The organism is Cyanobium sp. T1G-Tous (assembly GCF_024345455.1).
Lineage (GTDB): Bacteria > Cyanobacteriota > Cyanobacteriia > PCC-6307 > Cyanobiaceae > Cyanobium_A.
In genome coordinates this window covers 123,779-150,053 of the sequence record NZ_JAGQBD010000004.1, presented here as the reverse complement: position 1 = coordinate 150,053, position 26,275 = coordinate 123,779, and the positions used below count along the sequence as shown (strand labels likewise).

Genomic DNA, 26,275 nt, shown 5'->3' with positions numbered 1-26,275 from the left:
GCTGGGGAATAAAACGCAGGCTGGGCCCGGTTTGGGGACCTACGGTGCAAGCTCCCACCATACCTTCTGGTGGACATTGGTATTGCCGTCTCAGTCCATTGGGCGCGATAGCCAGCGCAAGCACTCTCGGATCCAATCTTCTGCCCCGGCCGACTCCCCCATGCCCACGGCGGCTACCGCGCGCAGGGCACGATGAATTTCAAGGGCTTCGTAGCCCAAAGCAGCCAGGGTTAACTGCACTTCATCACGGCCTTCTGCCGGCAGGAGGGGGCCGTCCGCTAGCGAATCCGGATCGCCGTGGTCTTCCAGTTGCCCCAGAAACCGCTGCTGCAGTTTGGTCCGCAGCTCAACAGCCAAGCGCTCGGCGGTGCGCTTGCCCACCCCGGGTGCCTGGCAGAGCCGGCGTAGATCGGTCTGCACGATGGCCTGCACCAACTCCCTGGGATCCATCACTCCCAATAATCCCAGGCCCATCTGGGGCCCTACGCCGCTGACGGCAACCAATTCCCGAAACAGATCCCTTTCGTGGCGCTCACCAAAGCCGTAAAGAATCCAGGCGTCGTCGCGGATGGCCAAGTGGGTGTGCAGCCCCAGCGCACTGCCCTCCTGCGGCAGCTGCTGCCATTGACGCTGGCTCACCTGAACCTCGTAACCCACCCCCTGACACACCAGCAGCAGCCCGTAGCGCTTGTCCTGCTGCCAGGGATGGTTGAGTTGCCCTTGCAGCCAGCCGATCATGGAGTCAGTAATAGGTACCCCATCGTGCCCGCCGTGTTCAGCCGTGCCCAGCCCCTGCTGTTCCCCCGGTTGAGCGCCTGGTTGCTGCCACTGCTGCTGCTGGTTTGCGTAGTGCTCACTGGTTGCAGTGCTACCGCTCAGCCGCCTCGATCCGTGTTGTTGCAGGCCCTTGAGTTGCAGATTCAGCTCACTCAGGCCGCCATCGCTGATGCCCTGGCCCTAGATGCAGGCGGCATGCCGGAGGTGAGTCGGGTGCGGGTGGCTCAGCAGCAGCCGATCGTGATCGGTGAGGCCAAGGGACTGCGGCTGGAGGGCCAGTTCGACTGGCGCCTCGCTGGCGATCCGATCCGGGTGGACAGTCCCTTTGAGCTCTTTCTGCAGCGGGGCGAGCGGGGGCAAAGCTGGCGTTTGGCCCGCCCCGTTGGCCCTGCCGCATCAACCGGCGCTGACGGGGACGGGACTGAAGACCAGCAGACCTGGATCACCGACCCGCTACCACTCAAGGCAAGGGGCTGATCAGCAAGACTTAAAGGATGGATACGAGCCCACCTGCCTGGCTGCCTGAGACAGCCGCCCGCATCTACCCCGGTTGGGTGCAGCGCAAGGCGGTCACCCTGTGCAAGCGGGATCAGAAACGTGGCGGCAGCAGCAACGTGCAGGAATACCGCATCGCCATCCATAACGCCGTGGTGGCATCGGGCGGCCTGGACCACTGGACCGGCGAGCAGCTCGACTGGCACCTGATTGGCACCTACGACAACCGGGAAGCTGAAGCTGGAAGGGGCGCACACAAGAAGCAATACGCCCTGCTTCCCACAATCGATCACCATTCCAATCTCCCCGAACCAGATTTCGTTATCTGCGCCTGGCGAACCAACGACGCCAAGCACGACATGACGCCGGAGGAGCTGGTGGAGTTTTGCCGCCGCGTTCTCGCCCATGCCGAGGCTAAGACGGCTTCTGTCGCTGACTGTGGCTAAGGCTCACCAGGGTGGCTGCCAGTACGAGGCCAGCCCCGGCGATGGTCCAGCTGTCGATTGACTCGCCAAATAGCAACCAGCCCCAGCCACCGGCAAACAGCACTTGCACGTAGCTGATCGCCGTTGCTCGCGCCGCCGGCAGGGCAGTGAGGCTGTGGGTCAGATACACCTGACCAAGCTGGGTGAATACCCCAACCCCGACCAGCCAAAGCAGCTCCGCTGGGGTGGGCAGCACGGGATTGAGGGCCACCAGGGGCAGGCTCAAGGGCAGGGCCACCAAGGGGAAGTAGAAGACGATCACCAGTGGGTGCTCGCTCGTGCCCAAGGAGCGCACGCTTACGTAGGCAAGGGCGGTGAACAGGGCACCGGCAACGGCGATCAGTACGGGAAAAAGCGCCAGGGTCGCGCCGCCCTGCAGCAGGCCGGCCGGCTGGGCGACGAGCAGCACCCCGAGCCAGCCGAGAGCCATGGCCGCCAGCACCCGCTTGCCGATTGGCTCCCCCAACATCAGCCAGGCCAGCAGGGCCGTGAACGGCGGGTAGAGGTACTGCAGCACCGTGGCCGCTGCCAGGGGCAAGGCCGCTAGGGCGGCATAAACACACAGCAGGGCGGCTGTGCCGATCGTTCCGCGCCATATGAGTAGCCAGCGCCTATTGCCCCAAGCTGGAATCCCGGCTCGGTGCAGCAGCCACCAGCTCAGGGCCACGCTCACGATCGCCCGGGCGAACACCACCTCGGCAGCGGGAATGCGCCCGCCCACCTGCTTGACGCAGACGCCCATCAGCGAAAAGCTCAGGGCACTGGCAACCATGCCGAGCATGGCTTGCCTCCCCCGGTCAGAATCAGGCTTCGCTTCAGCGCCCACCGCAACTAGCCCCTTCCTTGAGCCTGCCGCGTCTCCACCCCCGCACGATTGAGGCCGTCAAGGAGCGGGCTGACATCGTTGATGTGGTGGGCGAGCACGTGGTGCTCAAAAAGAAGGGGCGTGAGTACGTAGGCATTTGTCCCTTCCACGACGACACATCGCCGTCGATGACGGTGTCCCCGGCAAAGCAGTTCTACTACTGCTTCTCCTGTGGTGCCGGCGGCAATGCCATCAAGTTTTTGATGGAGCACCAGCGTCAGAGCTTCAGCGATGTGGTGCTGGAGCTGGCGCGCAAATACCAGCTGCCAATCGAGACCCTCGATGGCCCCCAGCAGGAGCGGCTGCGCAAGCAGCTCTCCCGCCGCGAACAGCTGCACCGGGTACTCACCCTGGCGGCTGGTTGGTTCCGCAGCCAATTGCGCGCCCCTGAGGGAGCCGCCGCTCTCACCTATCTGCGCGAAAGTCGTGGCCTGAGTGAAGCCACCCTGGAAGCCTTCGAGCTCGGCTTTGCTCCCGACCGTTGGGATGGCCTGCTCAGCCACCTGCAGCAGGTGGAGGGGCTGGGGCCTGAGCTGCTGGAGGAGGCTGGCCTAGTGGTGCCACGCAAGGGCGCCAGTTCCCAGGACGGCCGCGGTTTCTACGACCGCTTTCGCGGCCGGGTAATGGTGCCGATCAAGGACCGCCAGGGGCGGGTGATCGGTTTCGGTGGCCGCAGCCTCGATGGCGGCGAGCCCAAGTACCTCAACTCTCCGGAGACTGAGGTGTTCGAGAAGGGCAAGCATCTCTTTGGGCTCGATAAAGCCGCGGCTTCGATCCGCAAGGACGACCGAGCCGTGGTGGTAGAGGGCTACTTCGACGTGATCGCCCTGCACGCCGCCGGTATCACCAATGCGGTGGCGTCCCTTGGTACTGCCCTAAGTAGCCAGCAGATCACCCAGCTCTGCCGCTGCTGCGAAGGGCGGCGGATTGTTCTCAACTTCGATAGCGATGGCGCCGGTGTGCGCGCTGCCCAACGGGCCATCGGTGAAGTGGAGCAGCTGGCCTTGCAGGGCCAGCTGGAGCTGCGGGTGCTGCAGCTGCCCTCCGGCAAGGATCCCGATGAGTTCCTCAAGAGCCAGGGTGCCGGCGATTACCGAGCCCTGCTTGATCAGGCGCCGCTCTGGCTCGACTGGCAGATCGAGCAGGTGCTCGAGGGCCGAGATCTAGCCCGTCCCGACCAGTTCCAGCTTGCGGTGACGGCCCTTGTTGCCCTGCTTGGCAAGCTGCCCCAGAGCGCAGTGCGCAGCCACTATCTGCAGCGGGTGGCCGAGCGCCTCAGCGGTGGTCAGGCCCGTCTGGCGATCCAGCTGGAAGACGATCTGCGTCAGCAGGTCAAAGGCCAGCGCTGGCATGGACGTTCCCAGAAGTGGGAGCTGCCGGGTGAGGCTGGGCTTCGGGAGCGGGCAGAGGCGGAGGTGTTGCGGATGTATCTGCACTGCCCCAATTACCGCAGTGCGATCCGGGTGGAGTTGCGGCAGCGCGAACTCGATGATTTCGCCCTGAAGCACCACCGCCTGCTTTGGGCTGCGATTAGCGGCCTAGAGGAGGTCAACCTCGGTGTGGGCCGGCTCGAGGCGATCAACCGCGGCCACGACCCCGGCTCAGACCTCGCCGATCTTGATTTGCCCCGGTTGCTGGGTGATCAGCTGGTGGTGGAGCAGAGCGCCCTGCTCTCCAGGCTGACGCCCTTGCTGGAGCCTAATGAGCTGCAGCGCATGGCTTTCAGCCAGCCTCTGCTTCAGTTGCGCGGTGCTACGGCATCTCTGGAGCGCCAGAAGAGTGTCAAGCGCTGCCGGCATCTGCTGGATGCCTGGAGCAGTCAGCGTCTTGAGACCCTGGAGCGTTGTATTGCCCTGCTGCTAGAGCAAGAAAGGGAGGAGGCCCGGGCCACGGCCTCAGGCCTGGCACCGCTGAGCGATATGGAATCGCGCATCGAGGCCCTCTTCAGCGAACTCAACAGCGACGCCCTGCGCTTTCAGGAGCTCTATTACAACGAACGTAAACATCTCGAACACCTCGACTCCCAGCGCCGCGCTGGCTACGAGGAGGTGATGGCTCAACCGGCGGCTTAATTAGCTGTAACCACCTCTGTCTTGCCATAAGACCTTTCAGCACTCTTTTTCCCCCTCGCTTTGATGTTTCTTCCCCCACTTTCCCTGTTTTTACTGCCATCTTTACTGCTGCCTTTGTGGCTTACCCCTGCCGCGCTTGCCCAACCCTGCCCCTGCAGCTGTGAGCAACCCAGCCAGGGCGTGATCGGCCCAGATGGTCTGTGTCAGTGCCCCTGTGGGGTGGTGCCGATTCCCGGCATCAACGCCGAAACTCTCTCCGGCCCTCCGAAACCGCCACAGGCAGGTGGCCCCACTCCAACTTGGACTGTGGAACCAGCCTATGACGATGATTTTGGTGGCCCTTTCTGGGATGACTGGTGGTGATTTCACCAGAGCGTCAGCAGGTGGGGTAGCAAGCCAACGTTGCGCAAGCCCTCCACCAATTCAATGATTGCCGCAATCCATACAAACCAGATGTCGCTGAGGATGTGGCGGCGAAACAGACGCGGGTTGCTGCTCCAACTCGCTGGCTCGCTGTAGAGCCCGCGATTGGGCCAGAAGCGTGGCACCCGCTGCCGGTATTGGCGGAAGGACTCGCCGAATAGTTCTTCGAGCCGTCTTTCCTCCCGAGCCATGATCCCCGGGTAATAAAGACCAAATATCACCAGAAAGAGCAGCGGGTAGGTGAGTGTTTCGGTGCTAAGTCCCACCCCCACTAAACCAATACAGCTGAATACATATAACGGGTTGCGACTGATCGAGTAGGGACCTTCAGTGACCAGCTCTCCGTCCTTGCGGCCGGAGATAAAAAATGAACACCAGATCCGCCCTGTCGCTCCAATGGCAGCCAAGCCAAGGCCGGTGCTGAATAGGAAGCTGCCTACATTCTCATGCTCAAGCTCCCAGTGGCTCTGGGTGAGTGCGACCACGATGAAAGCCAGTGCTGCCACCAACTTCGATAGCCCGGTGCGCTGGTGTTCCCACCAGGTTTTGCCGGCAGCTTTAGTTGATGGCGTCATGGGCCCGTCACAGTCGCCCTTGGTCTACTCCTCCCCGTGGTGATCCCCGGATACGCTGCCTACCTGCTGATTCCACCCTGGTTCCATGGGGTTTTTCGAGGTGTTCTGGGACGGTGAGGCCATCGGCGATGGCAGCGATCTTGAGGAAGCTCTCAGCGCCTATCTCTCCGTGCAGCCTGAAGACATCAGCTGGGCTGATGCCTGCGCCGCTGCCAGCGCTCCTCCCTGCATCCGGCGCTATGCCTCGTTTGAGGCCTACCTCGACAATGCCGATGAACAGGAGACGATCGCCGTTACTGCCGCCATGATCGAAGCGGCCTTGTTGCCATTGTGATCAGGCCCGCAGTGATCGGGCCCGCAGTGATCAGGCCCGCACCACCGGGATGGCGTCTAGGCGAGTGGTGGCCGCCCCAGACAGTCGTGAGCGCCGCATCCGCCAAGGGGTTTGCAGTCCCGCGGCTGCCCATTGCACGGTGCCGCTGCCGTAGTGGCGATTGAGCTGGTCGATGGTCGCCATCAGGGCTGTGCGACGGTGTTGCTGCTCTAAGGGCAGTGGCAGCAGCAAGTTGTGCTGGAGGGTCTCCTCTCCCTGCAGTTGCTGCAGCAGCACCCCCGCTTTGTGCAGGGGCTTGTGGGGTTTGAACAGCACTGCCACCAGGGGTAGGGCTGCCTGCAGCAGTACGGCGGTGTCATTGCTGGCTAGTGGCAGGCTCACCGTGGCGCTGTTGCTGTAAAAACTGGTGCCGTTGAAGGGGTTGCTGCGCACGAACACCGTGATGGCACCAGCCCGTTGCTGTTGCCGCCGCAATTTCTCCGCTGCCCGGCTCAGGTAGGTAGCAACCGCCTCCCTCAGTTCGCTCTGGCTGGTGATCGGCTGGCTGAAGCTGCGGCTCACGCAGGTTTCCCGCTTGGCGGCCGGCAGGGTCTCTAGGGGTAGGCAGGCCATACCCCGCAACTCCTGCTGCAGGCGCAGTCCCACCACGCCGCAGCGGCGGCGCAGTTCGCCACTGGGCATGTCGCGCAGAGCCTTGGCATCGGCGATGCCGCGCAGGCGGCACCAGCGGGAGAGCTGGCGGCCCATACCCCAGACATCCTCGATGGCGACCGCTGCTAGATGGGGATCGGGGTCATCCATGCTGCCGAGGTCGAAGACACCCGTGGCGCTGGCCGTCGTCTTGGCAAGTCGGTTGGCGAGCTTGGCCAGCACCTTGCTGGGGCCGATGCCTACCGCCACCGGTAGGCCGAGCTGGCAGAGCACGTGGTGACGCAGCTGCCGGCCCCAATCGTGCAGGCTGCGCTGGTCGGCGGGCCGGCTTAGCTGGCCGAAAGCTTCATCGATCGAATAGATCTCCAGCGCTTCCACCCAGGGCTCCAGGGTGGCCATCAGCCGCTGGCTCATATCGGCGTAGAGGGCGTAGTTGGAGCTGCGCACCACCACGCCCTGGCGCTCCAGCTCGCGCCGCACCTGAAAGTAGGGCTGGCCCATGCGGATGCCGAGGGCTCGGGCCTCGGCGCTGCGCGACACGATGCAACCGTCGTTATTGGAGAGCACCACCAACGGCCTCCCCAGCACGGCGGGATCCAGCACCGCTTCGCAGGAGGCGTAGAAGTTGTTGCCGTCGATCAGCACGATTGCCTGGCGGCGGCTACTCCAGGGTTCGCAGGTCATGGCGCTTTACGGCACACCCCAGCCAGGTTCGAGCGTGCGGACCACGTGCAGGGCCACCGCCCAGATGCGAGCGCCATCAAAGCAATCCAGCTCTAGGGGCGGGTAGGCCGGGTGGGCTGCCTCCAGTCGTAGCCGGCCTTGGTGGGCTACTAGCCGTTTAAGGGTGAAGCAGCCATCTAGGCAGGCCACCACGATCTGGCCGGGGCGGGGCTCCAGGCCTCGATCGACGATCAGCAGGTCGCCGTGGTCGATTCCGGCTGCCTGCATCGATTCACCACTCACCCGCAGCAACACCGTGCTGGCGCGGCAACGGATTAGCTGGGCATTGAGACTGGCCCTGCCCGGCAATGGCGAGGAGGCTGGATGGGCTGGGTGTGCCAGGCGCGCGCCGCGGGTCAAGCCACACTAGTTCAGGCGTACTGCCGCGCTGTTTTAGTCGGGCTCGCCGGACTCGGGCGTGGTGGTGGTGAAGCGGCGGTAGAGCCAGGCGCCAGCGGCGCCCCACAGCAAGGTCCACAACGCGAAGGTGGTGAGGGTGCCGAGCTGGCCGGTTTCGAGGGAATAGACGCCGGCCTGGATTAGTCCCGCATCGATCAGGGAGCCGCCGATGCCCCAGCCGAGCACCCAGCTGAACAAAAAGCCGATCGCCTGGAGATTGCCGGTCATGGGGTGGAGGTTAGGCGCTGGTTGAAGCGACGTATGAACAGTGCCAGCGGCATGGGACCACAACGGCGTTGCCAGCCCAGCCCTTCCGGATAGCGGCGCCAGCTGGACAGGCGGCCACCGCGCCGGTCCAGGCAGATCAGGTAGCGGTAGGTAGCAGCAGGTGTTGGGGAAAGGGTTTCCGGTGCTGGCAGCGGCGCCAGGGGTAAGAAAACAGCATGCAGCTCCTGCCAGCTGCTGGGAGGCCTGCCGCTGCTGCGCAGGGGCGAGCCAAGCAAGCTGGCGAGCTGCTGGGGGAAGCCGGCATCTGGCAGCAGCCAGTGGCCCTGGCGGGATTGGCAGGGTTCAAGCAGGGAGATCACAGCGGCACAGGCCATGGGCAGAAAAGGGCATGACCCTTCTCCAGTGCCCGGCCTGTCCCACGGTCAGCCGCGCTGGGGCAGCTCCCGGATCTGAGCCGGCCCTATCCCACGCTGGCCATGTGGCGCATCAGGTCGAGGCACTTGCAGCTGTAGCCCCACTCGTTGTCGTACCAAGCCACAACCTTCACGAAGGTGTCGGTGAGGGCGATGCCGGCACCGGCATCAAACACCGAGGTGCAGCTCTCGCCCAGAAAGTCGGTGCTCACCACCTCGTCTTCGGTGTAGCCAAGAATTCCGGCCATGGGGCCTTCGCTGGCAGCCTTCATGGCGGCCTTGATCTGGTCGTAGCTGGCGGGTTTGGCCAGGTTCACGGTGAGGTCCACCACCGAGACATCCGGGGTGGGCACGCGGAAGGCCATGCCGGTGAGCTTGCCGTTGAGCTCGGGGATCACCCGGCCAACCGCCTTAGCGGCACCGGTGGAGCTGGGGATGATGTTTTGGGCCGCGCCGCGGCCGCCACGCCAGTCCTTCACCGAAGGGCCATCCACGGTTTTCTGAGTGGCGGTGGTGGCATGCACCGTGGTCATCAAGCCATTGACGATGCCGAAGTTGTCGTGCAACACCTTGGCGACAGGGGCCAGGCAATTGGTGGTGCAGCTGGCATTGGAAACCACGTCCTGCCCGGCGTAGCTGCTGTGGTTCACGCCCATCACGAACATTGGTGTGGCGTCTTTGGAGGGAGCGCTCATCACCACACGCTTGGCGCCAGCATTGATGTGAGCGCGGGCAGAGTCGTCGGTGAGGAAAAAACCGGTGCTTTCAAGCACGTAGTCGGCGCCAACCTCACCCCACTTGAGGTTATTTGGATCTCGCTCAGCGCTGATACGGATTACCTGGCCATTCACCATCAGCTGGCCGTTTTCGACGGTCACCTCGCCCTGGAAGCGGCCGTGGGTGGAGTCGTAACGGAGCATGTAGGCCAGGTAGTCGACCTCAATCAGGTCGTTGATACCAACTATCTCCACGTCCGCCAGGGTCATGGCACGGCGAAAAGCAAGGCGGCCGATGCGGCCAAAACCGTTAATGCCGATGCGAATGGTCATGCTGGAGCTCCCTAAACCCTGTGGCGAAAGTATGGGGGCACCATACGGGGAATGGATCAGCTCAGGGCCTGGCTCAGGGCCGCCAGACCAAACACCAGAAACAGGCCGCCACTGAGGCGATAGAGCAGGCGCTCATTCACCCATTGACCAATCCACTTGCCGGCGCCTACGGCCAGCCAGGTGACCAGGGCATGACCTAACAGCGTGCCGGCGAGCAGGCCGCCAAAGCTGAATACCTGGGCCGGCGCAGTGGCCATAAAAATCGTGGTGAACTGGGTTCGGTCGCCTAGCTCAGCGATAAACACCAGCACGAAGGCCTCCCAGATCACGGCCCAGGCCGTGTTGAAGGCCTTACTGCTTTCCGCCGTATTGATCGCCTGCTCAGCCTCCGCCTTCTCCTCGGTAGCCGCATTGGCAGCCATGCCCTGGGCATCGATCAGCAGCTTGATGCCAAAGCTGAGGAAGAGCACGGCGGCCAGCCAGGGCACCAGGCTTTGGGGTAGCAGCTCCCGCAAGCCGTATCCAAGGGCCAGGGAGATCAGGGTGACCGCGGTTAGGGCGGCAAATGAGCCAATAAATACCCAGCGGGCGCGGTGGCGCACCGCCAGGATCAGCGCCATGAAAAAGGTTTTATCGCCCAGCTCGGCCAGGGTGATGGCGGTGAGGCTGGAGCCGAAGGCAGCCAGGCTGGGATCGCTGGAAAGGGGTGGAGCCATCACTTATCAATAGCTGAGGGGATGTCCTCCTCGTCCTCCAGCAGCAATTGCTGAAAGGCGGTGTATAGATCGCCATATTCAGCTGCGGTGCGCCGATCGGCCCGCCCAGCGGTATTGCGACCACGGAGCTTGGTGGGGCTGGCGGCAATGGTTGGCGCCGGCGCAGGGGTAGCGCTCTGGCGGCGGCTCTCAAGCTCTCGCAGCCGCTCCATCAGGTGGGGCGGCACCGTGCCATCGGGGCTGACCTGCATCAGCTCCCGGAACAGGGCCTCCGGGTTTTGCTCCAGCTCCACCTTGTGGCGTCTATCGCTGGCCTTGGTTTGGCTTTGCTGAAGCGGCTCAGGCTTAGGTAGGGGTTGGGGCAGGCTGCGGCCCAGCGCCTGGAGGCGTTCACGACTACGGGCGTCGAAGCTCATCGATTAGCTCTCAGCTGCAGCCCAGGCTGGCGCGGGTGTCGCGGCCGGTCACCGGGTTGGTCCCACTGGCAAGACCACAAAGGGTTTTGAGCGCATCACCCCGCAAGGGCACATTGGTGAAATCTGCCCCCTCAATCACCACATTTGTGAATTTGGTATTGAAGGCAAAAGCGTCTTCCAGCACTGCATTGGTGAGGTTGGTGCCATCGAAGATCGCCGAATCGAGCGTTGCCTCTTTCAGGTTGGTGTTGCTTAGGTCAGCGTCCTGAAGCTTGGCGCCAAACAGGCTGGCCCCCTGCAGGTCGGAGCCGGCAAAGGTGGCATCCCGCAGATTTGTGAGGTTGAAGGTGGCACCCCTCAGATCCTGGTCATGAAAATCAGCGCCAATTAGTACCTGTTTGGCCACATCCATGGCTGCCTGGGCGGGCAGGGGGGAGACCAAGGCCAAGCCGATGGCGCTGGCCAGGGCGAACAACAGCGCCAGCACCCCGCCGGCCAGGCTGCGCGGAGAACGACCGGAACTGGATCGACCGGAAGATAAAAGTGGCAACATGACAGCTGGATGTGTATTTCCAGCCTAGGCAGGGCACCTAGCAGCGCACTGCGTGGGAACCCTGGGGGCTACTGCTCCAAACCAATGGCTCGCACCACTGCACGCCGCCGGGGCGACTGGGCCGAGCAGCGGGTGCTGCGCCTACTGCTCGGCAGCGGTTGGCGGTTGCTCACCCGCCAGTGGACATGTCGCTGGGGAGAACTGGATCTAGTGCTGGAAAAAGGAGGTCGCCTGTTGGTGGTGGAAGTGAAAGGTCGCAGCCGTTGTGGGCCAGATAGTTGGGGTGCCGGCGCCTTGCGCCGCGGCAAGCGTCAGCGCTTGGAGCGTGCCTGGCACTGCTGGCTGGAGGACCATCCGGTTTGGGCGGAGAGCTCGGTGGAGCTGGTCTTTGCCTTGGTGCCCCTGGCACCGGCGCCCGGACCTGTCCGCTGGATCCGTGCCGATCACTGATCGGTAGTGGCCGCCGGAACTGGCTGGCTGAATTCGACAGTGCATAGGTAGCGATAGTTGCCCATCCCGACCTCCGTCTCCTGGCAACGCTCAGCGGTAACAACCGCACCAGCTGGAAGCTGCTGCCGGGCCCGTTCAATCGCGTTGCTTTTGTCCCAGATAGAGGATGCGGTGACGCTGCCTGCTTGAGCGGGGAGGGTCAGGAACGGCAGAGCGGCAACCATGGCCGCCGCGCAAATCAATGCCGGCGAATGAATGCCTGGATCTGGGGCAACAGCCATTGTGGATACCTGACGACTTCAAGATGACATTTACTGCCCACCGCGCCCGCAAGCGCTTCGGCCAGCACTGGTTGATAGATCAGACGGTGCTCGCGCGCATCGTGGCGGCCGCAGAGCTTGAAGCCTGTGATCGGGTGTTGGAGGTGGGGCCGGGCCGAGGAGCTCTCAGCGAGCGGCTGCTGGCTACGCCGGCGGCAGCAGTGGCTGCAGTGGAGCTTGACCGCGATCTGGTGCTGGGCCTGCAGGAACGCTTTGGCGACCAGCCGCGCTTCCAGCTCACCTCGGGGGATGTGCTGACAGTGGAGCTGCCAGCCGCCAACAAGGTTGTGGCAAACATTCCCTACAACATCACCGGCCCCCTACTAGAGCGGCTGGTGGGCCGGCTCGATCGCCCGGTGGCCCATCCCTACGACCGCCTAGTGCTGCTGGTGCAGCGGGAGGTAGGGGAGAGGATCCGCAGTGAGCCTGGCGCCAGCGCCTTTTCAGCTCTGAGCGTGCGCATGCAGCTGCTGGCCAACTGCCGCTCCGTGTGTGCCGTGCCACCGCGCTGTTTTCAGCCTCCGCCGCAAGTGCATTCGGAAGTGATCCTGTTGGAGCCGCTGCCACTGGAGCAGCAATTGGCGCCCCAACTAGCCCGCACGGTGGAGATGCTTTTGAAGCGCTGTTTTGCTGCTCGCCGCAAAATGATGCGCAATACCCTGGCCGGTCTGCTGCCCGAAGCTGAACTTGCTCGGTTGGCGGAAGCAGCTGGCATCGGCCTGCAGCAGCGGCCCCAGGAGATCGCGCCAGCAGCCTGGGTGGCGTTGGCGGGCAGCTTGAATCAGGTCATTGCTGAGCCCGCTGCCGCCCCTACCCATGGCTGATTTATGCGTGCGTGCCCCCGCCAAGATCAATTTGCACTTGGAGGTGCTTGGCCTGCGCCCCGATGGCTTCCACGAGCTGGCGATGGTGATGCAGTCGGTCGATCTGGCTGACAGCCTGCGTTTGCGGCCCACGGCGGATGGCCAAATCAGCCTCCAGTGCGATCGGGCCGACCTGCCCACTGACGGACGCAATTTGGTCGTCAAAGCAGGTGAAATGTTGCGCGCCCGCTCAGGTTTTTCCGAGCTTGGCGCCCAGATCGTGCTCGAGAAGCGCATCCCGATCGGGGCGGGCCTTGCGGGCGGCTCCAGTAATGGAGCGGCGGCGCTGATTGGTCTCAACGAGCTATGGGGACTGGGCTTTGAGAGTCAGGAGCTGCACAGCATGGCGGCTGAGCTTGGTTCAGATATGCCGTTTTGCCTTGATGGCGGCACCCAGCTCTGCTTTGGCCGCGGTGAGCTGTTGGAAGCCTTGCCTTTCAATTCAAGCGAGCCTCCGGCGCTACTGCTGCTCAAGCACCCAGGGGTGAGTGTCAGCACGCCCTGGGCCTATGGACGCTGCAAGGAGCTACGCGGCGATTTCTATCTCGAGGCTGAAGCCGACTTTGAGCAGCGCCGTCAGGCCCTACGCCAGGCGCCCTTGCTAGGGGCCATCGCGGGGAATAGGACCTGGCCACCACTGCGCAACGACCTGCAGGCCGTGGTGGAACCAGAGGTGGAAACCGTGCGCCAGGGTCTGGCATTGCTGCGCCAGAGCGAGCAACACCTGGCAGTTGCGATGAGTGGTTCTGGCCCAACACTTTTCGCCCTGTTCTCCAACCTGGAACAAGCTCGCAGCGCCCATGCAGACCTAGCCGAACGATTTGAGCAGACTGGCTTTGAGTCTTGGTGTTGTGGCTTCAGCGATCGGGGTGTCAGCCTGCTTCAGTGACCAATCCCGAATCCCCTATCAAGCCCAGTGATCCAGCGCCCCGTAAAGGGCCGCTGAGTTTCCTCTCGGGCTCGCTCACCGCTGCTCTGCTGGCCTGGCTGGCCTTGGGTCTGAGCCAGAAATTGGTGGCGTACTACGCCCTGCATCCACCCAGCTATGGCTCGGCGATTGCCCAGAGCATCGCCACGGCTCTCAAGACGCTGATTGTTGGCATGTCGTTTCTTGCCACCTTCAGCTTTGCCTTCATTGGCATTGGTCTGGCATTGGTGTTCGTGCGCAGCTTGGTGTCCGGTTCCGGATCGGCCCCTGCCGAGGCGGGCGAAAAGCCCTAACTTTTCCCCATGACTCCCCACGATCTGGGTTTGCTGGTAACGCTGCTGCTCCCCGGCATGCTGCTTTCGGTGTTGCTGCTCTCAACCTTCGCCGCCGGCGGCTGAGATAGGTTGGCATCTAAATGGTGCAAGCCCAGACGTGGCAGAGACGCTGCTGTTCAATGCCCTTCGGGAAGCCATCGACGAGGAGATGGCTAGAGATCCTTACGTCTGCGTGATGGGTGAGGACGTCGGCCAATACGGCGGCTCTTACAAGGTCACCAAAGATCTCTACGAGAAATACGGTGAGCTGCGGGTGCTGGACACCCCGATAGCTGAAAACGCCTTTACTGGCATGGCAGTTGGCGCCGCGATGACGGGGCTGCGCCCAATCGTGGAGGGCATGAATATGGGCTTCCTGCTGCTGGCCTTCAACCAAATCTCCAACAACATGGGGATGTTGCGTTACACCAGCGGCGGCAATTACACGATCCCTACTGTAGTGAGGGGTCCTGGCGGAGTTGGTCGCCAGCTGGGCGCTGAGCACAGCCAGCGACTTGAGGCCTATTTCCATGCCGTACCCGGCATCAAAATTGTGGCGGTGAGCACTCCCACCAATGCCAAAGGCCTGATGAAGGCCGCAATCCGCGACAACAACCCCGTGCTCTTTTTTGAGCATGTGCTGCTTTACAACCTTTCCGAAGATATTCCGGAAGGTGATTACATCTGTGCCCTTGACCAGGCCGAGGTTGTAAAGGCTGGATCGGATGTCACGATTCTTACCTACTCACGCATGCGCCATCACTGTCTCAAGGCTGTCGAGCAGTTGGAGAAGGCTGGGGTGAGCGTGGAGCTGATCGATCTGATCAGCCTTAAGCCCTTTGATATGGAGACCATATCCGCCTCGATCCGCAAAACCCACAAGGTGATTGTGGTAGAGGAATGTATGAAGACAGGCGGCATCGGGGCTGAATTGATCGCCTTAATTACGGAACACTGTTTTGATGAGCTAGATGCCCGGCCGATTCGCTTGTCTTCCCAGGACATCCCCACCCCTTACAACGGTGCCCTGGAAAACCTAACCATCATTCAGCCCCATCAGATTGTTGATGCGGCCCAGCAGCTCGTCGCCGGAAAGATCTAGATATGGCTCGTCAACAGGGGTGGTTTGCCCTGATCCTTGCCTTGGCAATTGCGGCCGGGGCCTTGCTCTTTAGCTGGAACACACCGGAGACTCCCCTAGGCCAGCGCCTGGGACTGGATCTGCGCGGTGGCAGCCAACTAACCCTCCAGGTCTTGCCGGCCGGTGCCATCAAAACTGTCCAGAAGGAGCAGCTAGATGCTGTCAAGGAAGTGCTTGACCGCCGCATTAATGGTTTGGGTGTGGCTGAATCGACCTTGCAAACTGTCGGGGAAGATCAGCTTGTGCTGCAACTGCCTGGTGAGCAAGATCCGTCACGCGCCGCCAAGGTTCTTGGCACTACAGCATTGCTTGAATTTCGGGCTCAAAAACCGGGTACTGAGCAGCGGATGCAGGAATTGCTCAGCCTGAAACGTCAGGCAACGGCACTTTTAATCCGCCTAAATGGCCCTGTTAAGGAAGCTGCTGACTCCCAGCAGGATGAACCAACTACCCCTGACACCAAACAAGCTGATCGTGATCAGCTAGAGGCAGACCTGCAACGTATCAACGTTGACATTGTTGCCCTATTCGAACCAGCTGGCCTCAGCGGCAAGGATCTTGTCACCGCAGGACGCCAGCAGCAGCAAACAGGCACCGGCTGGGATGTGACACTCGGTTTCACTAAGGACGGTGGCGATAAGTTTGCCAGCCTTACCCAGTCGATCGCCGGCACTGGTCGTTTGCTCGGCATTGTTCTGGATGGTCGCTCCATAAGTGAGGCAAGCGTTGGCCCTGAGTTCAAGGCAGCGGGCATTACTGGAGGCTCGGCAAGTATCACGGGTAATTTCACCGCCGAACAGGCGCGGGATTTGGAGGTTCAGCTCCGAGGGGGCTCCTTGCCGCTGCCAGTAAAAATCCTCGAGGTGCGCACAGTTGGGCCTTCATTAGGAGCTGAAAACATTCGTACTAGCCTTGTGGCAGCCCTTACAGGCCTGCTGCTAGTAGCTGTTTTCATGGTGATCGTTTATCGATTGGCTGGGCTCGTTGCGGTAGTCGCCCTATCCCTTTACGGCCTATTCAACTTAGCCGTCTATGCCCTTATCCCTGTCACACTCAGCCTGCCAGGGATTGCTGGATTCATCTTGTCGCTTGGAATGGCAGTAGATGCAAACGTGCTTATTTTTGAGCGGATCAAGGAGGAGCTGCGATCTGGTAATACCTTAATTCGCTCAATAGATACTGGCTTCGCCCTTGCATTTTCATCCATCCTTGATGGCCAGGTTACTACGCTAATAAGCTGCATCGCTTTATTCGCTTTGGGAACGGGGCTTGTCAAGGGATTTGCGGTCACGCTTGGAATTGGTGTTTTGCTTAGTTTGTTTAGTTCCCTCACTTGCACCCGCACACTTCTGCGGGTACTGATGAGCTATCCCGGCTTACGCCGCATCAACTATTTCATTCCGCTTGTTCAACGTTCAGAGGGGGTTGCCTGAGATGTCCCTGGCACCAACTAGTCACCAGCCGATGTTTTCTTTCCGCGTTAATCGCCACCGCCGCCAGCTGTGGCTCCTGTCAACAGTGGCGTTGCTTTTGAGTTTGCTGGGAATGGCTGTCAGCTGGTTGTCGCCCTCAATCCGAGCTCCACTGCGCCCAGGGCTTGATTTTACCGGCGGCACTCAGATTCAAATTGAGCGCAGCTGCGACCCAGCCTGTGCCCCGTTGGCTGCTGATTCGGTTCAAGCAAGCCTGGTCGCCTTGAAGCTGCCAGTGGATGGCTCAGATCCTGCTCCACCACTAAACGGAGCCACAGTCCAGCTTCTTGATGGTGGACGCTCACTGGTCTTGCGCCTGCCCAGTCTGAGCCCTGCCCAGTCAGAAACGGTGATCAAGTCCATTAAGAGCCAAATCGGCGATACGGTCTCGGGGGGTCTGTCCGTAGACACGATTGGCCCCACCCTTGGCTCCCAGCTGCTGAGGGCCAGCTTGGTTTCTTTGTTAGTTAGTTTCGTAGGCATATCCATATATATTTCCTTACGCTACGACCGCGTTTATGCATTATTGGCACTTGTTTGCCTGGGTCATGATGTTTTGATCACTTGTGGATTGTTTGCATGGCTTGGACTGCTGGCTGGTATAGAGGTTAATAGCCTTTTTGCCGTGGCCTTGCTTACCATTGCTGGCTACTCAGTTAATGATACCGTGGTCATCTTTGACCGAATACGTGAGAAACGTGCCCAGCTCAAAGATTTATCCCTAGCGGATCAGGCGGATGAGGCGGTGATCAGTACGTTGACCCGATCCGTTTACACATCCCTTACAACCCTTCTGCCTTTGATTGCTCTCATTTTCTTTGGTGGTAGCACTTTGTTTTGGTTCTCCATTGCCTTGAGTTTTGGCATTTTGGTGGGAGCTTATTCAAGTATCGGTGTTGCTCCAACCCTGCTACCGGTATTGTCCCGTCGCTAATCAGGCCCCTGCTCATGCTGTAAAGCTGCGCCGGCGCAGCCTGGGAGGCTCCTTCGTGCCAATCCTTCTTGCTCTGCTTGCTCTTCTGGATCTGCGAGTCGAGCTGCAGCTACTCGCAGACCACTTCACCTTGACTTCCTTGGCGGCAGCGATTCGCAATCATCTCCTTGCTACCGCGGTGCTATTGCTGTTGCCTTCGTTATTGCATCACTACCGCCAAAGAGCTTAGTAATTATTCTGCCGATCACTACTGGTGGTAGTCCAGAGATCAATTACAGCAATCAATTCCAGTGATCCATCACTTCCTTTACCAATACTTCTTCAAAGAGAACTTGTAGAACAACAATTAAGGGCAAGGCAAGTAGCACTCCTGGTAGCCCAAGGAGTGCTCCTAGGCATAGCTGGGCAGTGAGGGCAACGGTGGGTAGCAAATTCACAGTTCGCCTTAGCAGCACAGGCGTAAGCAAAAAGGCTTCGGCATTTTGCAAAATGAGCCGCAGCACTAACACCTGCAGCATTTTTGTTGGTGACACCAGCAGCCCCACCGCTAGTGGCAACAAGGTGGCTGCGGTGGGGCCAATCGTTGGTACGAAGGTAAGCAGACCGCACACCAGGGCGCTCAATAGGGCCAACGGCACACCCAACAGGGCTAACCCGGCCCAGGTGAGCAGAAACACGCTCACGGCAGAAAGGGTCATGCCGGCGAGCCAGCCACCCAGGGCCTGGCGGGATTCACCCAGCAGATGTTGCATCTGGGGCCGCCAGAAGCTGGGAGTAAGGGAAACAATCACCTTTTGATGACTGCGAGGATCCAGGGCTAGCAGAATCGCCAGCAAGGCCATCAACAGCATCTGGATTGTGGTGTTTGCAGCACCGCCCGCCAGGCCAAGCAGCTGGCCGCCTAGGGGCTGGAGCCGCTCCCATGTACCAAGTGCCATCAACTGCTGCTCTAGATCAGGTAGCCAGTCCACCTGGCGGGCCAGGCTGCTCAGCCGCAAAGCCAAGACAGGCAAAAGGGTGGTCAATTGTTTGATCTGCTCCAGCAGCTCAGGCAGCAACAGCTGACCCAGCACCCCGCCGAGCAACACCAGTGAAACCAGCACCACAATCAGGGCAGCTGGTCGGTTCAGGGGCAGAAGACGCCGCAGCAGGGTGATCGGTACGTCAAGGGCAACAGCCAGCACCACGGCGCCGAACAGCACCAGCAACACCCAACGCAATTCCCAGGTGAGCAGCCCAATGACAATCAGGGCTAGTGCTCCAAGCACTGTGCGGCCGTTCATCGCGTCAGCCTGTCAGGCGCAGACGTTTCCATGGGTCCAGGATGTCGCGGATTAGCAGTTCGCGCACCATCACCTGCAGGCAAACGGCTAAAGGCAAGGCCAGCAGCAACCCCAGCGGACCAAACACAACCGTAAATAGCAATTGGGCCGTGAGGGTGAAGCCAGGCAGCAGCTTGAGCTGGTGATGCATCACCGAAGGTGTAATCAAATAGCTTTCCAGGTTTTGCACAGCGACATAAAGCGCTAGCACCGCTGCCGCTTTCCAGGGAGCATCTAAAAGTGCCACGGACATCGGAAAAACCGTGCTTAGGGTTGGTCCGATGTTTGGAATGATGTTGAGCAGGCCTGCAAGCAGGGCGTTTGCTGCCACCAACTTCACCCCGAGCAAACTCAAGCCGATTGCTGCCAAGATTCCCACGCAAAGGGAGCTGATTAACACTCCCACCATCCAGGCACTTAGGGCATCGCCGCATTGCACCAAGACCTGACGGAAGCGGCGCCTGTAAAAAGATGGCACTAGCAGCACACCCACCTCTAGGTAGGCGGTGGGCTGCACAGCCACCATCACAGCAACGGCAACTACAAATAGGATCTGCAGCAGACTGGTGCCAACTCCACCTGCAAGCCCAAGCAGGCGCAGGGCGCCGCTGCCCAAGCTGCTGCTCAGGCTGGGGGAGAGCCCTGGGGCACCGCCAGCGTCGCTACCAACCAGCCCCTCTCGCAGCCAGGCGAGGCCGCCATCCCCGCTGCCATAAATCATTTGAGAAACCTGCGATAGAGCGTCTCTCAAGAGATCCAGCAGGGTTTCGGCAGCTGCGGGCAACTTGCCAAGCAACTGGCTGAATTGGTCAACGAAAGGGGGGATCACCACGGTGGCTGCCACAGCCAGCACCAGAAGGACCGTGCCAAGGCTGAGCAAAACTGCCAGCGGCCTGGAGCACCCCAGCCGGGACCGGATTGATCCCACCAGAGTGCAAAGGGCCATAGCCAGCACCACAGCCGCAAACAGGTAAATCAGGCTCTGACGCAAGCTCCAAAGCAGCACCAGGGATGCCACCAATGCCAAAAGGCCTAGCCACTGGCCGAATTTCAAGGCGTCAGGCCTCGTCCTGCTCGGGCTGATCATCATCTTTATTGCCCGAGAAGCCCAGATCGTGGCTGTCGGCGTAGCGCTGGGCAAAGCGCATGAAGCGATCGAAATCCTCTGTGCTCTTCCAGGTGAAGGTGCACTCCAAGGCGCTGGCCTTGCCGTTGACGAAGCGGGCCTTCACTTCACGGGTGACCAGCTCGCCTTCCTCATCGACCAGAAACATGCCGGTAATGTCGCCCATGCTTTCGGGCGCAAGGGCATCGGGCTCCTCGAACACGAAAAGGGCCTGGCCGGTGCGGCCGTCCCGCGAGCGGGTGAGACGGATGTCGGGCACGACCGGCTCATCCACCCCACGGAAGAACTGAATGGCGGCGCCCATGGCAAGCGGGAACAAAAATCAATCCTAGGAGCCCGCCTTAACTAACTACCCGCAGAGCTGCTCCCACCAGGGAGCTGGTTCCAGCAATTCAGCTGCAGCTGCATCGGGGTCTAGTCCGCCCAAATCGAAGCTGGACAACAGGGGCTTATCGCGTCTGCTGAGCTCTTTGTCGTAGCAGCGGTCGTAGTAGTCGAGCATCTGCTGGCAGGCAGCCGCCCAGTCTTGAGAGGCGATCGCATCCAGAGCAGTTGCCGTGCGTTGGGGGCCAAGCCGCCGGGCGATGCGTTCGGTGGCGAGGCGTAAGGACTCCTCCCCTTGATTGCCATATACCGCAACCAGTTGCTCAACCCGCTCCGCGATTGGTCGTTGGATCTCAACAGCCGGCGCCTCACCCATTTGGCGCCACAAGCCCGCGGGAATACGGCAGCGACCGACCTGGGCGCTTTCGGCTTCAAGCCAGATCGGTGCCTGGCCTGCGCTGGCCGTAAGGCTGGCAGCCAGTAGGTTCTCGTAATGTTCAGTGGTCGGCTGGGGTGGTTGGCCCAAGCCACCGAAACTGCTGCCCCGGTGATTGGCCAGTCCCTCGAGATCAACGACCGCCTGCCCTCTTTGCCGAAGGGCATGCAACAGGTCGGTTTTGCCAGTGCCGGTGCGACCGCCCAGCACCAGCAGGGGCCAGGCGGACTCAAAACAGGCCAAGACCCAGCGGCGGTAGGCCTTGTAGCCGCCTTCCAACAGCAAAACGGGCAGCCCCAGGGTGCTCGCCAGCCAAGCCATGCTGCCTGAGCGCATGCCACCTCGCCAGCAGTGCAGGCGCAGGCTCTGGTCTGCTTCGGCAAGCTCCAACAGAGCCTGGGCAAGGGATGGCAACTTCAGACCAACCAATTCCAGGCCAAGTTGCACGGCAAGCTGCCGTCCCTGTTGCTTGTAGGTAGTGCCAACTTGGGCCCGCTCGTCGTTGTTAAACAAAGGCAGGTTGACCGCTCCGGGCACATGACCCTGTTCAAACTCCCCAGGGCTGCGCACGTCCACGATCGGCCCCTTGGCCGCCAGGAATGCGTTCACATCTTGGGGAGGGCAGGGGCCCGACATCACTGTTGAGGATCTCAGCTGACATAGTGGGCCACGCTGGCACTGCTTCAGGCTCGGCTTCCATTTCCATGCTTTCCGGACCTCCGGTCACCGCCACTACCGGCACCAGCCCTAGGGCCCTGCTTGAGCGCTTTCAGGCTGGCAATCCCCGTCAAAGGCGTGCCTTGCTGGCAACCCTGCAGCAGCAGAGCCATGCCTTGCGGCCCCTAATCCCAGACCATCTGGCCGGCGTTGATGCCACCGGAGATGACTGGGCAGCTGGTTTCTTAATTCAGCTCCTGCTCGATGAACAGGATGGACTGCGCGAAGAGTTTCTGGCCCGCTATCCCGACGGCTGGCTTGCCACGGTGTCGGCCCGTGGGCTGGACTATGCACCCCTGCAGCGGGCCCTGATGGCTCAGCAGTTTGAGGAAGCTGACCGAATAACCAGCAGCTTGCTGCGGGAGCTGGCCGGCCCAGAAGCCGTACGCCGCGGTTACGTGTACTACAGCGAGGTGCCGCCGATAGCCTCCGCCGACCTAGACAGCCTCGATCGGCTCTGGGTCTGTTTTTCACGCGGCCGTTTTGGCTTCTCGGTGCAGGGCAGGTTGCTACGCAGTTGCAATGGCCGCTGGGAGCTGCTCTGGCCCAAGTTGGCCTGGAAGGATGCAGGCCGCTGGACGCGCTATCCAGGCTCCTTCCAGTGGTCTATTGAGGCCCCTGAGGGCCACATGCCCCTTGTCAATCAACTGCGCGGCGTACGGCTGATGGATGCCCTGCTCAACCACCCAGCTCTGCAACAGCGGATCAAGGCCTGAGCCAGGGTGCAGGCAGCGGCGTATGGTCAAAACGGCACCTGCGTAACTCAGCCCGATGGCCCTGCGCTGGTCGGACTTCATCACGCCTTCAACGCTGCAGCTGGCACCGCTGTTGGAACTGTTGATTGAGCCCATTCGCTGCCTGCAGCTTCAGGGTCAGGTGCAGCTTGGCCTGCAAGAAGCACTGGTCAATGCGGTCCGCCATGGCAACGGTTGCGACCCAGCCAAATGCTTGAGAGTGCGCCGCATTGAAACCCCCAACTGGCTGGTGTGGCAGGTGCAAGACGAGGGAGCTGGGGTGCCACCAGCGGCTCGCCGCACCAGCCTGCCTGAGCAGCTTGATGCGGCGGGTGGCCGCGGGCTGTTTTTGATTCATCACTGCTTCGATGACGTTCGCTGGAGTAACCGTGGCAACCGGTTGCAACTGGCGGTCAGTCGGCAGAGAGCGTCGTCGCAGGCGCCGGTCGGTGACTGGGGCAGCCAGGATCGCTCAGCTCAGCCTTAAGCCAGCCCAGCCCATGCTCAACCAACTCGATGGCCTGGCGGCGGGCGTCCGAGCTTTGAGTTGCCCCGGGATCATCGGCCCTAAGCAGCAGCACCAGGGCTGCTGCAAGCTGCTCAGCGCCGCGGCGGGGGCGTTGGGACTTCAAGGCGTGCCAGTCCCTGTCACCTATTGCCAGATGTCGCTGCAAAGCGACAGCCACCTCTAAGGAGCCTTCTGGCCAGCTTCGTTTTTGCTTGGACAACGGGGTTTGCACTGGACGCATACAGGCTCGAGGTTCCATCCTGAAGCCTGTAACGCCTCGTTGGGAGCTGGCCATGCCGACGCGACCATTGGGCCACCATTCGGTGCGCCAACCAATTCGCCTCCTGCACCTGCTGGATGGGTTGCTCACCCAGGCATCTTTGACAGCTAAAAGTTCCGGAGTGAACCAGCGGCGGCAACGCCAGCGTCTTGAGTTAACCCAAAGATTGCTTGATCCTCTGCCCGAGCAGCTAGCCCCCCCCTATCGCCAGGAGGTGCTGTTTTGGCGTGGGCTGCGCTGGGCCACCGCCGGTCTGCTCCTGGCCTGGATTCTGAAGCGCTAGCGAGGCTTGCGGGCCGTCCAGACCCGGGTCATGAAATGGCTTTGGGCTGTGATGCCCTCAAAGCCAGGCTGGGCAAGGCGAGCGCCGATGTCATCTGAGATGTAATCGCGGTAATAGGGCTCATGGAAAACCCGCCGGAAGTTTTCCATTACGGCACTGAATTGGGGTGAATCAGCAAGCTGAACGGAGTCGGCAATGACCACAACCCCGCCGGGCTCCAACACCCGGTAGGCCTGATTGATCACGTTCTGACGGGCCTCGCCCGGCAGCTCATGGAACAGAAAAACGCAGGTGACCGCTTGAAAACTTGCGTCTGCAAAGGGCAATGCCTCAGCATTGCCTTGCGTTAGCTGGGGAAGTTCACCGGGCAGCTGGCTTAGCCATTTGTTGGCCTGGCGCAGGTAGGCACTGGAAAGATCCAATCCCACCAGCTGGGCCTTGGGCAAAGCTGCCCTTATCTGGCGCAGGGTGCGACCGGTGCCGGTGGCAAGGTCGAGAACTCGCACCTGGCCGGCTGGCCGATCGGCGAAGGCTTTGATACCCCGCAGCAGGGGAGCAAGCACCCGCCGCCGCATCGGGTCGGCAGTGCCATTAAACAGAATTTCCACCTGCAGGTCGTAGAGAGCCGCGGAGTGGTCGCTTAAGTAGCCGTCAGTCTGGTGATGAAAATTTTGAAGGTAGTAGTCGGGGTAATTTTCTAAATCAACACTGCTGGGTAAATCGCGCACGTTGCGCTCCCGGCGGCGAGTCCAGGTGCTGGGCATATCGAGCCAAACCAGTGGATACCGACTGGCCCAATCCAGCCAGGGGGCATCGAACAGCAGAGATGGCGGGTAAAGCCCCTGTTCTGCTTCCTGCCAGTCGCGCTCGTGCAATGAAGCCATCGCCTGCCTGAGGCTGCCCAGCAATTCAGGCGGTATTGGCACGGTTTTGGGGGTGCCATCTGGAGCAAGCAACCCCATCAGCCTGGTACTCACCTCCTTATGGGTTACCCCCAGCAGCGCCCTGCCCTGCTGCATGGTTTGGTAGGCCAGTTTTGTGAGCTGATCGGGCATGGCGAGGCAATGGCTTGCGCCCATTCCAGCGAATTTGAACTCACACCGCGATTGCTGAAGAGCTGTGAAGCTCTGGCTATTTAGTAGCAACCGCTACCAAAACAGCTGCAGACTGGATTGAGAGAGAGGGGAGCACGCCATGACCACGACCCGCCTACAAGGCCAGCATGCCGATCCTGAATTTTAAACCTGGAGCCTGTTGCACGCCCGCGACAACCGCCTCCATGGCGCCGAACTGGCCCAGATAACCCAGCACCACGATCCCAACCCCGCCGGCGACGCCCTCCATCAGCTCCAGGCCTGGGCCAGGCGCCAGGCCCGCGCAAAGCAACTGCAGGCAAGCGCGATCGCCCACCTGCGCTATTGCCCACCGGCGCCTGCTCAGGCGTCGTAGTACATCACAAACTCGTGGGGGTGGGGCCGCTGGCGCAGCTGCTGCACCTCCTCGTATTTAAGGGTTATCCAATTGTTGATGAAGTCTTCGGTGAAGACACCACCAGCTAGCAAGTAATCCTTGTCTGCATCGAGGGCCTCAAGGGCACCATTCAGAGAGGCCGGCACAGTGGAGATGCGGGCCAATTCCTCTGGGGAGAGCTCGAATAGATCAACATCGGTGCCATCTCCCGGGTCGATTTGATTCTTGATGCCATCGATGCCGGCCATCAACATGGCCGCGAAGCCGAGGTAGGGGTTGGACAGGGCATCGCCGGAGCGGAATTCCAGGCGCTTGGCCTTGGGGCTCGGCCCGGTGAGCGGAATGCGAACCGCAGCGGAGCGATTGCCCTGGGAATAAACCAGGTTCACCGGGGCTTCGAAGCCTGGCACCAATCGCTTGTAGCTATTGGTGGTGGGATTTGTGAAGGCCAGGAAACTGGGGGCGTGCTTCAGCAGGCCACCGATGTACCAGCGGGCAGTCTGGGAAAGGTTGGCGTAGGTGCCTTCGCCGAAAAACAGGGGATTGCCGCCTCTCCAGAGGCTTTGGTGCACGTGCATGCCGCTGCCGTTATCGGCGAACACGGGTTTGGGCATGAAGGTGGCCGTTTTGCCGTACTTACGGGCAACGTTGCGCACTACGTATTTGTAGATCATCACGTTGTCAGCTGCGCTGATCAGCTCGGCAAACTTGATGCCCAGCTCATGCTGGGCTGTTGCCACCTCGTGGTGCTGCTTTTCGATCGGCACCCCCAGGCTGCCCATGGTGAGCAACATCTCCGTGCGCATGTCCTGCAGGGTGTCGTTGGGGGCTACCGGGAAGTAGCCCTCCTTCAACTGAATCTTGTAGGCGAGGTTGCCGCCCTCCTCAAGGCGGGCGCTATTCCAAGGGGCTTCAACTGAATCGACGCTGTAGAAGCTGCTGCCGCTGCCTGAGCTGTAACGGACGTCGTCGAAGACAAAGAATTCAGGCTCCGGCCCGAAGTAGGCGGTATCGGCGATACCGGTGGAACTGAGGTAGTTGAGCGCTTTCTGGGCCAAGGCCCGGGGACAACGGCCATAGGGCTTGCCACTTCGGGGCTCCTGGATCGAGCAGATCAGGCTCAAAGTTTTGTGGCTGTAAAAGGGATCGATCCAGGCGGTGTTGGGGTCCGGCACCATCGCCATGTCCGATTCGTTGATCGCCTTCCAGCCCCGTATCGAGGAGCCGTCAAAGGCGACGCCATCGCTGAAGGAGGCCTCGTCGATCAGGTCGCGGCAGACCGTCAGGTGCTGCCACTTGCCATGCAAGTCGACAAACTTGAGGTCGATCAGCTCGATTCCCTCCTCATGGATCTGACGGAGGACGTCTTGGGCTGTTTGGGCCATTACGAACAAGAAGGATGGGTGCCGACAGGTTGCGGCGTTGCCGGACCGTACGGATCGGCCAGACGCTAATTGGTAGCGCCCGTAACCAAACTGA

The 26,275-nt window shown here is 61.2% G+C and carries 34 protein-coding genes; 14 read left to right on the top strand and 20 right to left on the bottom strand.

From position 1 onward, the window contains the following. Positions 1-90: 90 nt before the first annotated feature. The gene (gene ruvA / locus KBY75_RS04575) at positions 91-738 is read right to left on the bottom strand and encodes a Holliday junction branch migration protein RuvA (protein WP_254936859.1); all 648 of its coding nucleotides are present in this window, start codon (positions 736-738) and stop codon (positions 91-93) included. Positions 739-771: 33 nt separating this feature from the next. On the opposite strand from ruvA, the gene KBY75_RS04570 reads away from it, so the two are divergent. Further along, complete coding sequence (locus KBY75_RS04570; protein WP_254936858.1) at positions 772-1,254, top strand: hypothetical protein; 483 nt, start codon at positions 772-774, stop codon at positions 1,252-1,254. Positions 1,255-1,271: 17 nt separating this feature from the next. Continuing rightward, complete coding sequence (locus KBY75_RS04565) at positions 1,272-1,718, top strand: hypothetical protein (RefSeq protein ID WP_255023113.1); 447 nt, start codon at positions 1,272-1,274, stop codon at positions 1,716-1,718. Here the strand turns inward: KBY75_RS04565 and KBY75_RS04560 are convergent. Beyond that, the gene (locus KBY75_RS04560) at positions 1,687-2,529 is read right to left on the bottom strand and encodes a DMT family transporter (RefSeq protein ID WP_255023137.1); all 843 of its coding nucleotides are present in this window, start codon (positions 2,527-2,529) and stop codon (positions 1,687-1,689) included. The two genes, KBY75_RS04565 and KBY75_RS04560, sit on opposite strands and share 32 nt — an antisense overlap. A gap of 71 nt (positions 2,530-2,600) precedes the next feature. Between KBY75_RS04560 and dnaG the strand changes: the two genes are divergently transcribed. Then, positions 2,601-4,694 (top strand): DNA primase, encoded by a 2,094-nt coding sequence (gene dnaG / locus KBY75_RS04555; protein WP_254936856.1) that lies wholly within the window; start codon positions 2,601-2,603, stop codon positions 4,692-4,694. 365 nt (positions 4,695-5,059) lie between these two features. Here dnaG and KBY75_RS04550 read toward each other — a convergent pair whose 3' ends face one another. Then, positions 5,060-5,692, bottom strand: coding sequence for an isoprenylcysteine carboxylmethyltransferase family protein (locus KBY75_RS04550; RefSeq protein WP_255023112.1), 633 nt, complete (start codon positions 5,690-5,692; stop codon positions 5,060-5,062). 85 nt (positions 5,693-5,777) lie between these two features. On the opposite strand from KBY75_RS04550, the gene KBY75_RS04545 reads away from it, so the two are divergent. Then, positions 5,778-6,026: a hypothetical protein gene (locus KBY75_RS04545; protein ID WP_255023111.1), complete on the top strand. Its 249-nt coding sequence runs from the start codon at positions 5,778-5,780 to the stop codon at positions 6,024-6,026. 30 nt (positions 6,027-6,056) lie between these two features. Here the strand turns inward: KBY75_RS04545 and KBY75_RS04540 are convergent, their stop codons facing one another. From KBY75_RS04540 to KBY75_RS04505, 8 genes are all read right to left on the bottom strand, one after another. After that, positions 6,057-7,361 (bottom strand): Y-family DNA polymerase, encoded by a 1,305-nt coding sequence (locus tag KBY75_RS04540; protein ID WP_255023110.1) that lies wholly within the window; start codon positions 7,359-7,361, stop codon positions 6,057-6,059. A 6-nt stretch (positions 7,362-7,367) separates the two neighbouring features. Further along, on the bottom strand, positions 7,368-7,760 hold the full coding sequence (locus KBY75_RS04535) for a LexA family protein (RefSeq protein ID WP_396096911.1): 393 nt from the start codon (positions 7,758-7,760) through the stop codon (positions 7,368-7,370). A 33-nt stretch (positions 7,761-7,793) separates the two neighbouring features. Next, complete coding sequence (locus KBY75_RS04530; protein ID WP_255023109.1) at positions 7,794-8,027, bottom strand: hypothetical protein; 234 nt, start codon at positions 8,025-8,027, stop codon at positions 7,794-7,796. Further along, entirely contained in the window at positions 8,024-8,401 is a 378-nt protein-coding gene (locus tag KBY75_RS04525; protein ID WP_255023108.1) for a hypothetical protein, read from the bottom strand. Before KBY75_RS04525 ends, KBY75_RS04530 begins: the two co-directional genes overlap by 4 nt. An 86-nt stretch (positions 8,402-8,487) precedes the next feature. Then, positions 8,488-9,489 carry a type I glyceraldehyde-3-phosphate dehydrogenase gene (gene gap, locus KBY75_RS04520; RefSeq protein WP_255023107.1) on the bottom strand — a complete coding sequence of 334 codons (1,002 nt, stop codon included), beginning with the start codon at positions 9,487-9,489 and terminating at the stop codon, positions 8,488-8,490. A gap of 56 nt (positions 9,490-9,545) precedes the next feature. Then, positions 9,546-10,205 (bottom strand): TMEM165/GDT1 family protein, encoded by a 660-nt coding sequence (locus KBY75_RS04515; protein WP_254936849.1) that lies wholly within the window; start codon positions 10,203-10,205, stop codon positions 9,546-9,548. Further along, positions 10,205-10,621 carry a hypothetical protein gene (locus tag KBY75_RS04510; RefSeq protein ID WP_255023106.1) on the bottom strand — a complete coding sequence of 139 codons (417 nt, stop codon included), beginning with the start codon at positions 10,619-10,621 and terminating at the stop codon, positions 10,205-10,207. Before KBY75_RS04510 ends, KBY75_RS04515 begins: the two co-directional genes overlap by 1 nt. Positions 10,622-10,631: 10 nt before the next feature. Continuing rightward, the gene (locus tag KBY75_RS04505; protein WP_254936847.1) at positions 10,632-11,174 is read right to left on the bottom strand and encodes a pentapeptide repeat-containing protein; all 543 of its coding nucleotides are present in this window, start codon (positions 11,172-11,174) and stop codon (positions 10,632-10,634) included. A gap of 84 nt (positions 11,175-11,258) precedes the next feature. Between KBY75_RS04505 and KBY75_RS04500 the strand changes: the two genes are divergently transcribed. Next, positions 11,259-11,624, top strand: a complete 366-nt coding sequence (locus KBY75_RS04500) for a YraN family protein (RefSeq protein WP_255023105.1) — start codon at positions 11,259-11,261, stop codon at positions 11,622-11,624. On the opposite strand, the gene KBY75_RS04495 is transcribed toward KBY75_RS04500, so the two are convergent. Beyond that, positions 11,618-11,848, bottom strand: a complete 231-nt coding sequence (locus KBY75_RS04495; protein ID WP_255023104.1) for a hypothetical protein — start codon at positions 11,846-11,848, stop codon at positions 11,618-11,620. The two genes, KBY75_RS04500 and KBY75_RS04495, sit on opposite strands and share 7 nt — an antisense overlap. A gap of 80 nt (positions 11,849-11,928) precedes the next feature. Here KBY75_RS04495 and rsmA point away from each other — a divergent pair, with 80 nt between their 5' ends. The 6 genes from rsmA (at position 11,929) to secF (ending at position 17,596) form a co-directional block, all read left to right on the top strand. Then, entirely contained in the window at positions 11,929-12,768 is an 840-nt protein-coding gene (rsmA, locus tag KBY75_RS04490; protein ID WP_254936844.1) for a 16S rRNA (adenine(1518)-N(6)/adenine(1519)-N(6))-dimethyltransferase RsmA, read from the top strand. Further along, positions 12,761-13,696: a 4-(cytidine 5'-diphospho)-2-C-methyl-D-erythritol kinase gene (gene ispE, locus KBY75_RS04485; RefSeq protein ID WP_255023103.1), complete on the top strand. Its 936-nt coding sequence runs from the start codon at positions 12,761-12,763 to the stop codon at positions 13,694-13,696. Before rsmA ends, ispE begins: the two co-directional genes overlap by 8 nt. After that, positions 13,693-14,028 carry a DUF3082 domain-containing protein gene (locus KBY75_RS04480; protein ID WP_255023102.1) on the top strand — a complete coding sequence of 112 codons (336 nt, stop codon included), beginning with the start codon at positions 13,693-13,695 and terminating at the stop codon, positions 14,026-14,028. The genes ispE and KBY75_RS04480 overlap by 4 nt, the downstream gene beginning before the upstream one ends. 139 nt (positions 14,029-14,167) lie before the next feature. Next, the gene (locus KBY75_RS04475) at positions 14,168-15,151 is read left to right on the top strand and encodes a pyruvate dehydrogenase complex E1 component subunit beta (protein WP_255023101.1); all 984 of its coding nucleotides are present in this window, start codon (positions 14,168-14,170) and stop codon (positions 15,149-15,151) included. A 2-nt stretch (positions 15,152-15,153) separates the two neighbouring features. Beyond that, on the top strand, positions 15,154-16,623 hold the full coding sequence (secD, locus tag KBY75_RS04470; protein ID WP_254936840.1) for a protein translocase subunit SecD: 1,470 nt from the start codon (positions 15,154-15,156) through the stop codon (positions 16,621-16,623). Between the two features lie 31 nt (positions 16,624-16,654). After that, positions 16,655-17,596 carry a protein translocase subunit SecF gene (secF, locus tag KBY75_RS04465; protein ID WP_255023100.1) on the top strand — a complete coding sequence of 314 codons (942 nt, stop codon included), beginning with the start codon at positions 16,655-16,657 and terminating at the stop codon, positions 17,594-17,596. Positions 17,597-17,877: 281 nt separating this feature from the next. On the opposite strand, the gene KBY75_RS04455 is transcribed toward secF, so the two are convergent. From KBY75_RS04455 to mnmH, 4 genes are read right to left on the bottom strand one after another with little or no spacing between them, the layout of a single operon-like run. Next, positions 17,878-18,879 (bottom strand): AI-2E family transporter, encoded by a 1,002-nt coding sequence (locus KBY75_RS04455; protein ID WP_255023099.1) that lies wholly within the window; start codon positions 18,877-18,879, stop codon positions 17,878-17,880. A 4-nt stretch (positions 18,880-18,883) separates the two neighbouring features. Continuing rightward, positions 18,884-19,972 carry an AI-2E family transporter gene (locus tag KBY75_RS04450; RefSeq protein WP_255023098.1) on the bottom strand — a complete coding sequence of 363 codons (1,089 nt, stop codon included), beginning with the start codon at positions 19,970-19,972 and terminating at the stop codon, positions 18,884-18,886. A 4-nt stretch (positions 19,973-19,976) separates the two neighbouring features. Next, positions 19,977-20,348 (bottom strand): photosystem II reaction center protein Psb28, encoded by a 372-nt coding sequence (psb28, locus tag KBY75_RS04445; protein ID WP_254936836.1) that lies wholly within the window; start codon positions 20,346-20,348, stop codon positions 19,977-19,979. Between the two features lie 45 nt (positions 20,349-20,393). Beyond that, positions 20,394-21,440 (bottom strand): tRNA 2-selenouridine(34) synthase MnmH, encoded by a 1,047-nt coding sequence (mnmH, locus tag KBY75_RS04440; RefSeq protein ID WP_255023097.1) that lies wholly within the window; start codon positions 21,438-21,440, stop codon positions 20,394-20,396. 68 nt (positions 21,441-21,508) lie between these two features. Between mnmH and KBY75_RS04435 the strand changes: the two genes are divergently transcribed. After that, positions 21,509-22,237: a GUN4 domain-containing protein gene (locus KBY75_RS04435; protein WP_255023096.1), complete on the top strand. Its 729-nt coding sequence runs from the start codon at positions 21,509-21,511 to the stop codon at positions 22,235-22,237. A gap of 55 nt (positions 22,238-22,292) precedes the next feature. Then, entirely contained in the window at positions 22,293-22,742 is a 450-nt protein-coding gene (locus KBY75_RS04430; RefSeq protein ID WP_255023095.1) for an ATP-binding protein, read from the top strand. On the opposite strand, the gene KBY75_RS04425 is transcribed toward KBY75_RS04430, so the two are convergent. Next, positions 22,669-23,004, bottom strand: coding sequence for a DUF6439 family protein (locus KBY75_RS04425; RefSeq protein WP_315859052.1), 336 nt, complete (start codon positions 23,002-23,004; stop codon positions 22,669-22,671). The two genes, KBY75_RS04430 and KBY75_RS04425, sit on opposite strands and share 74 nt — an antisense overlap. A 52-nt stretch (positions 23,005-23,056) precedes the next feature. Here KBY75_RS04425 and KBY75_RS04420 point away from each other — a divergent pair, with 52 nt between their 5' ends. Beyond that, a complete protein-coding gene (locus KBY75_RS04420; protein ID WP_106501840.1) occupies positions 23,057-23,326 on the top strand; it encodes a hypothetical protein in 270 nt (89 codons plus the stop codon). On the opposite strand, the gene KBY75_RS04415 is transcribed toward KBY75_RS04420, so the two are convergent. From KBY75_RS04415 to glnA, 3 genes are all read right to left on the bottom strand, one after another. Continuing rightward, positions 23,323-24,381 carry a class I SAM-dependent methyltransferase gene (locus KBY75_RS04415; RefSeq protein ID WP_255023094.1) on the bottom strand — a complete coding sequence of 353 codons (1,059 nt, stop codon included), beginning with the start codon at positions 24,379-24,381 and terminating at the stop codon, positions 23,323-23,325. The two genes, KBY75_RS04420 and KBY75_RS04415, sit on opposite strands and share 4 nt — an antisense overlap. A 154-nt stretch (positions 24,382-24,535) precedes the next feature. After that, positions 24,536-24,736, bottom strand: coding sequence for a hypothetical protein (locus tag KBY75_RS04410; RefSeq protein WP_255023093.1), 201 nt, complete (start codon positions 24,734-24,736; stop codon positions 24,536-24,538). A 26-nt stretch (positions 24,737-24,762) separates the two neighbouring features. Then, positions 24,763-26,181 carry a type I glutamate--ammonia ligase gene (glnA, locus tag KBY75_RS04405; protein WP_254936828.1) on the bottom strand — a complete coding sequence of 473 codons (1,419 nt, stop codon included), beginning with the start codon at positions 26,179-26,181 and terminating at the stop codon, positions 24,763-24,765. Positions 26,182-26,275: the final 94 nt, after the last annotated feature.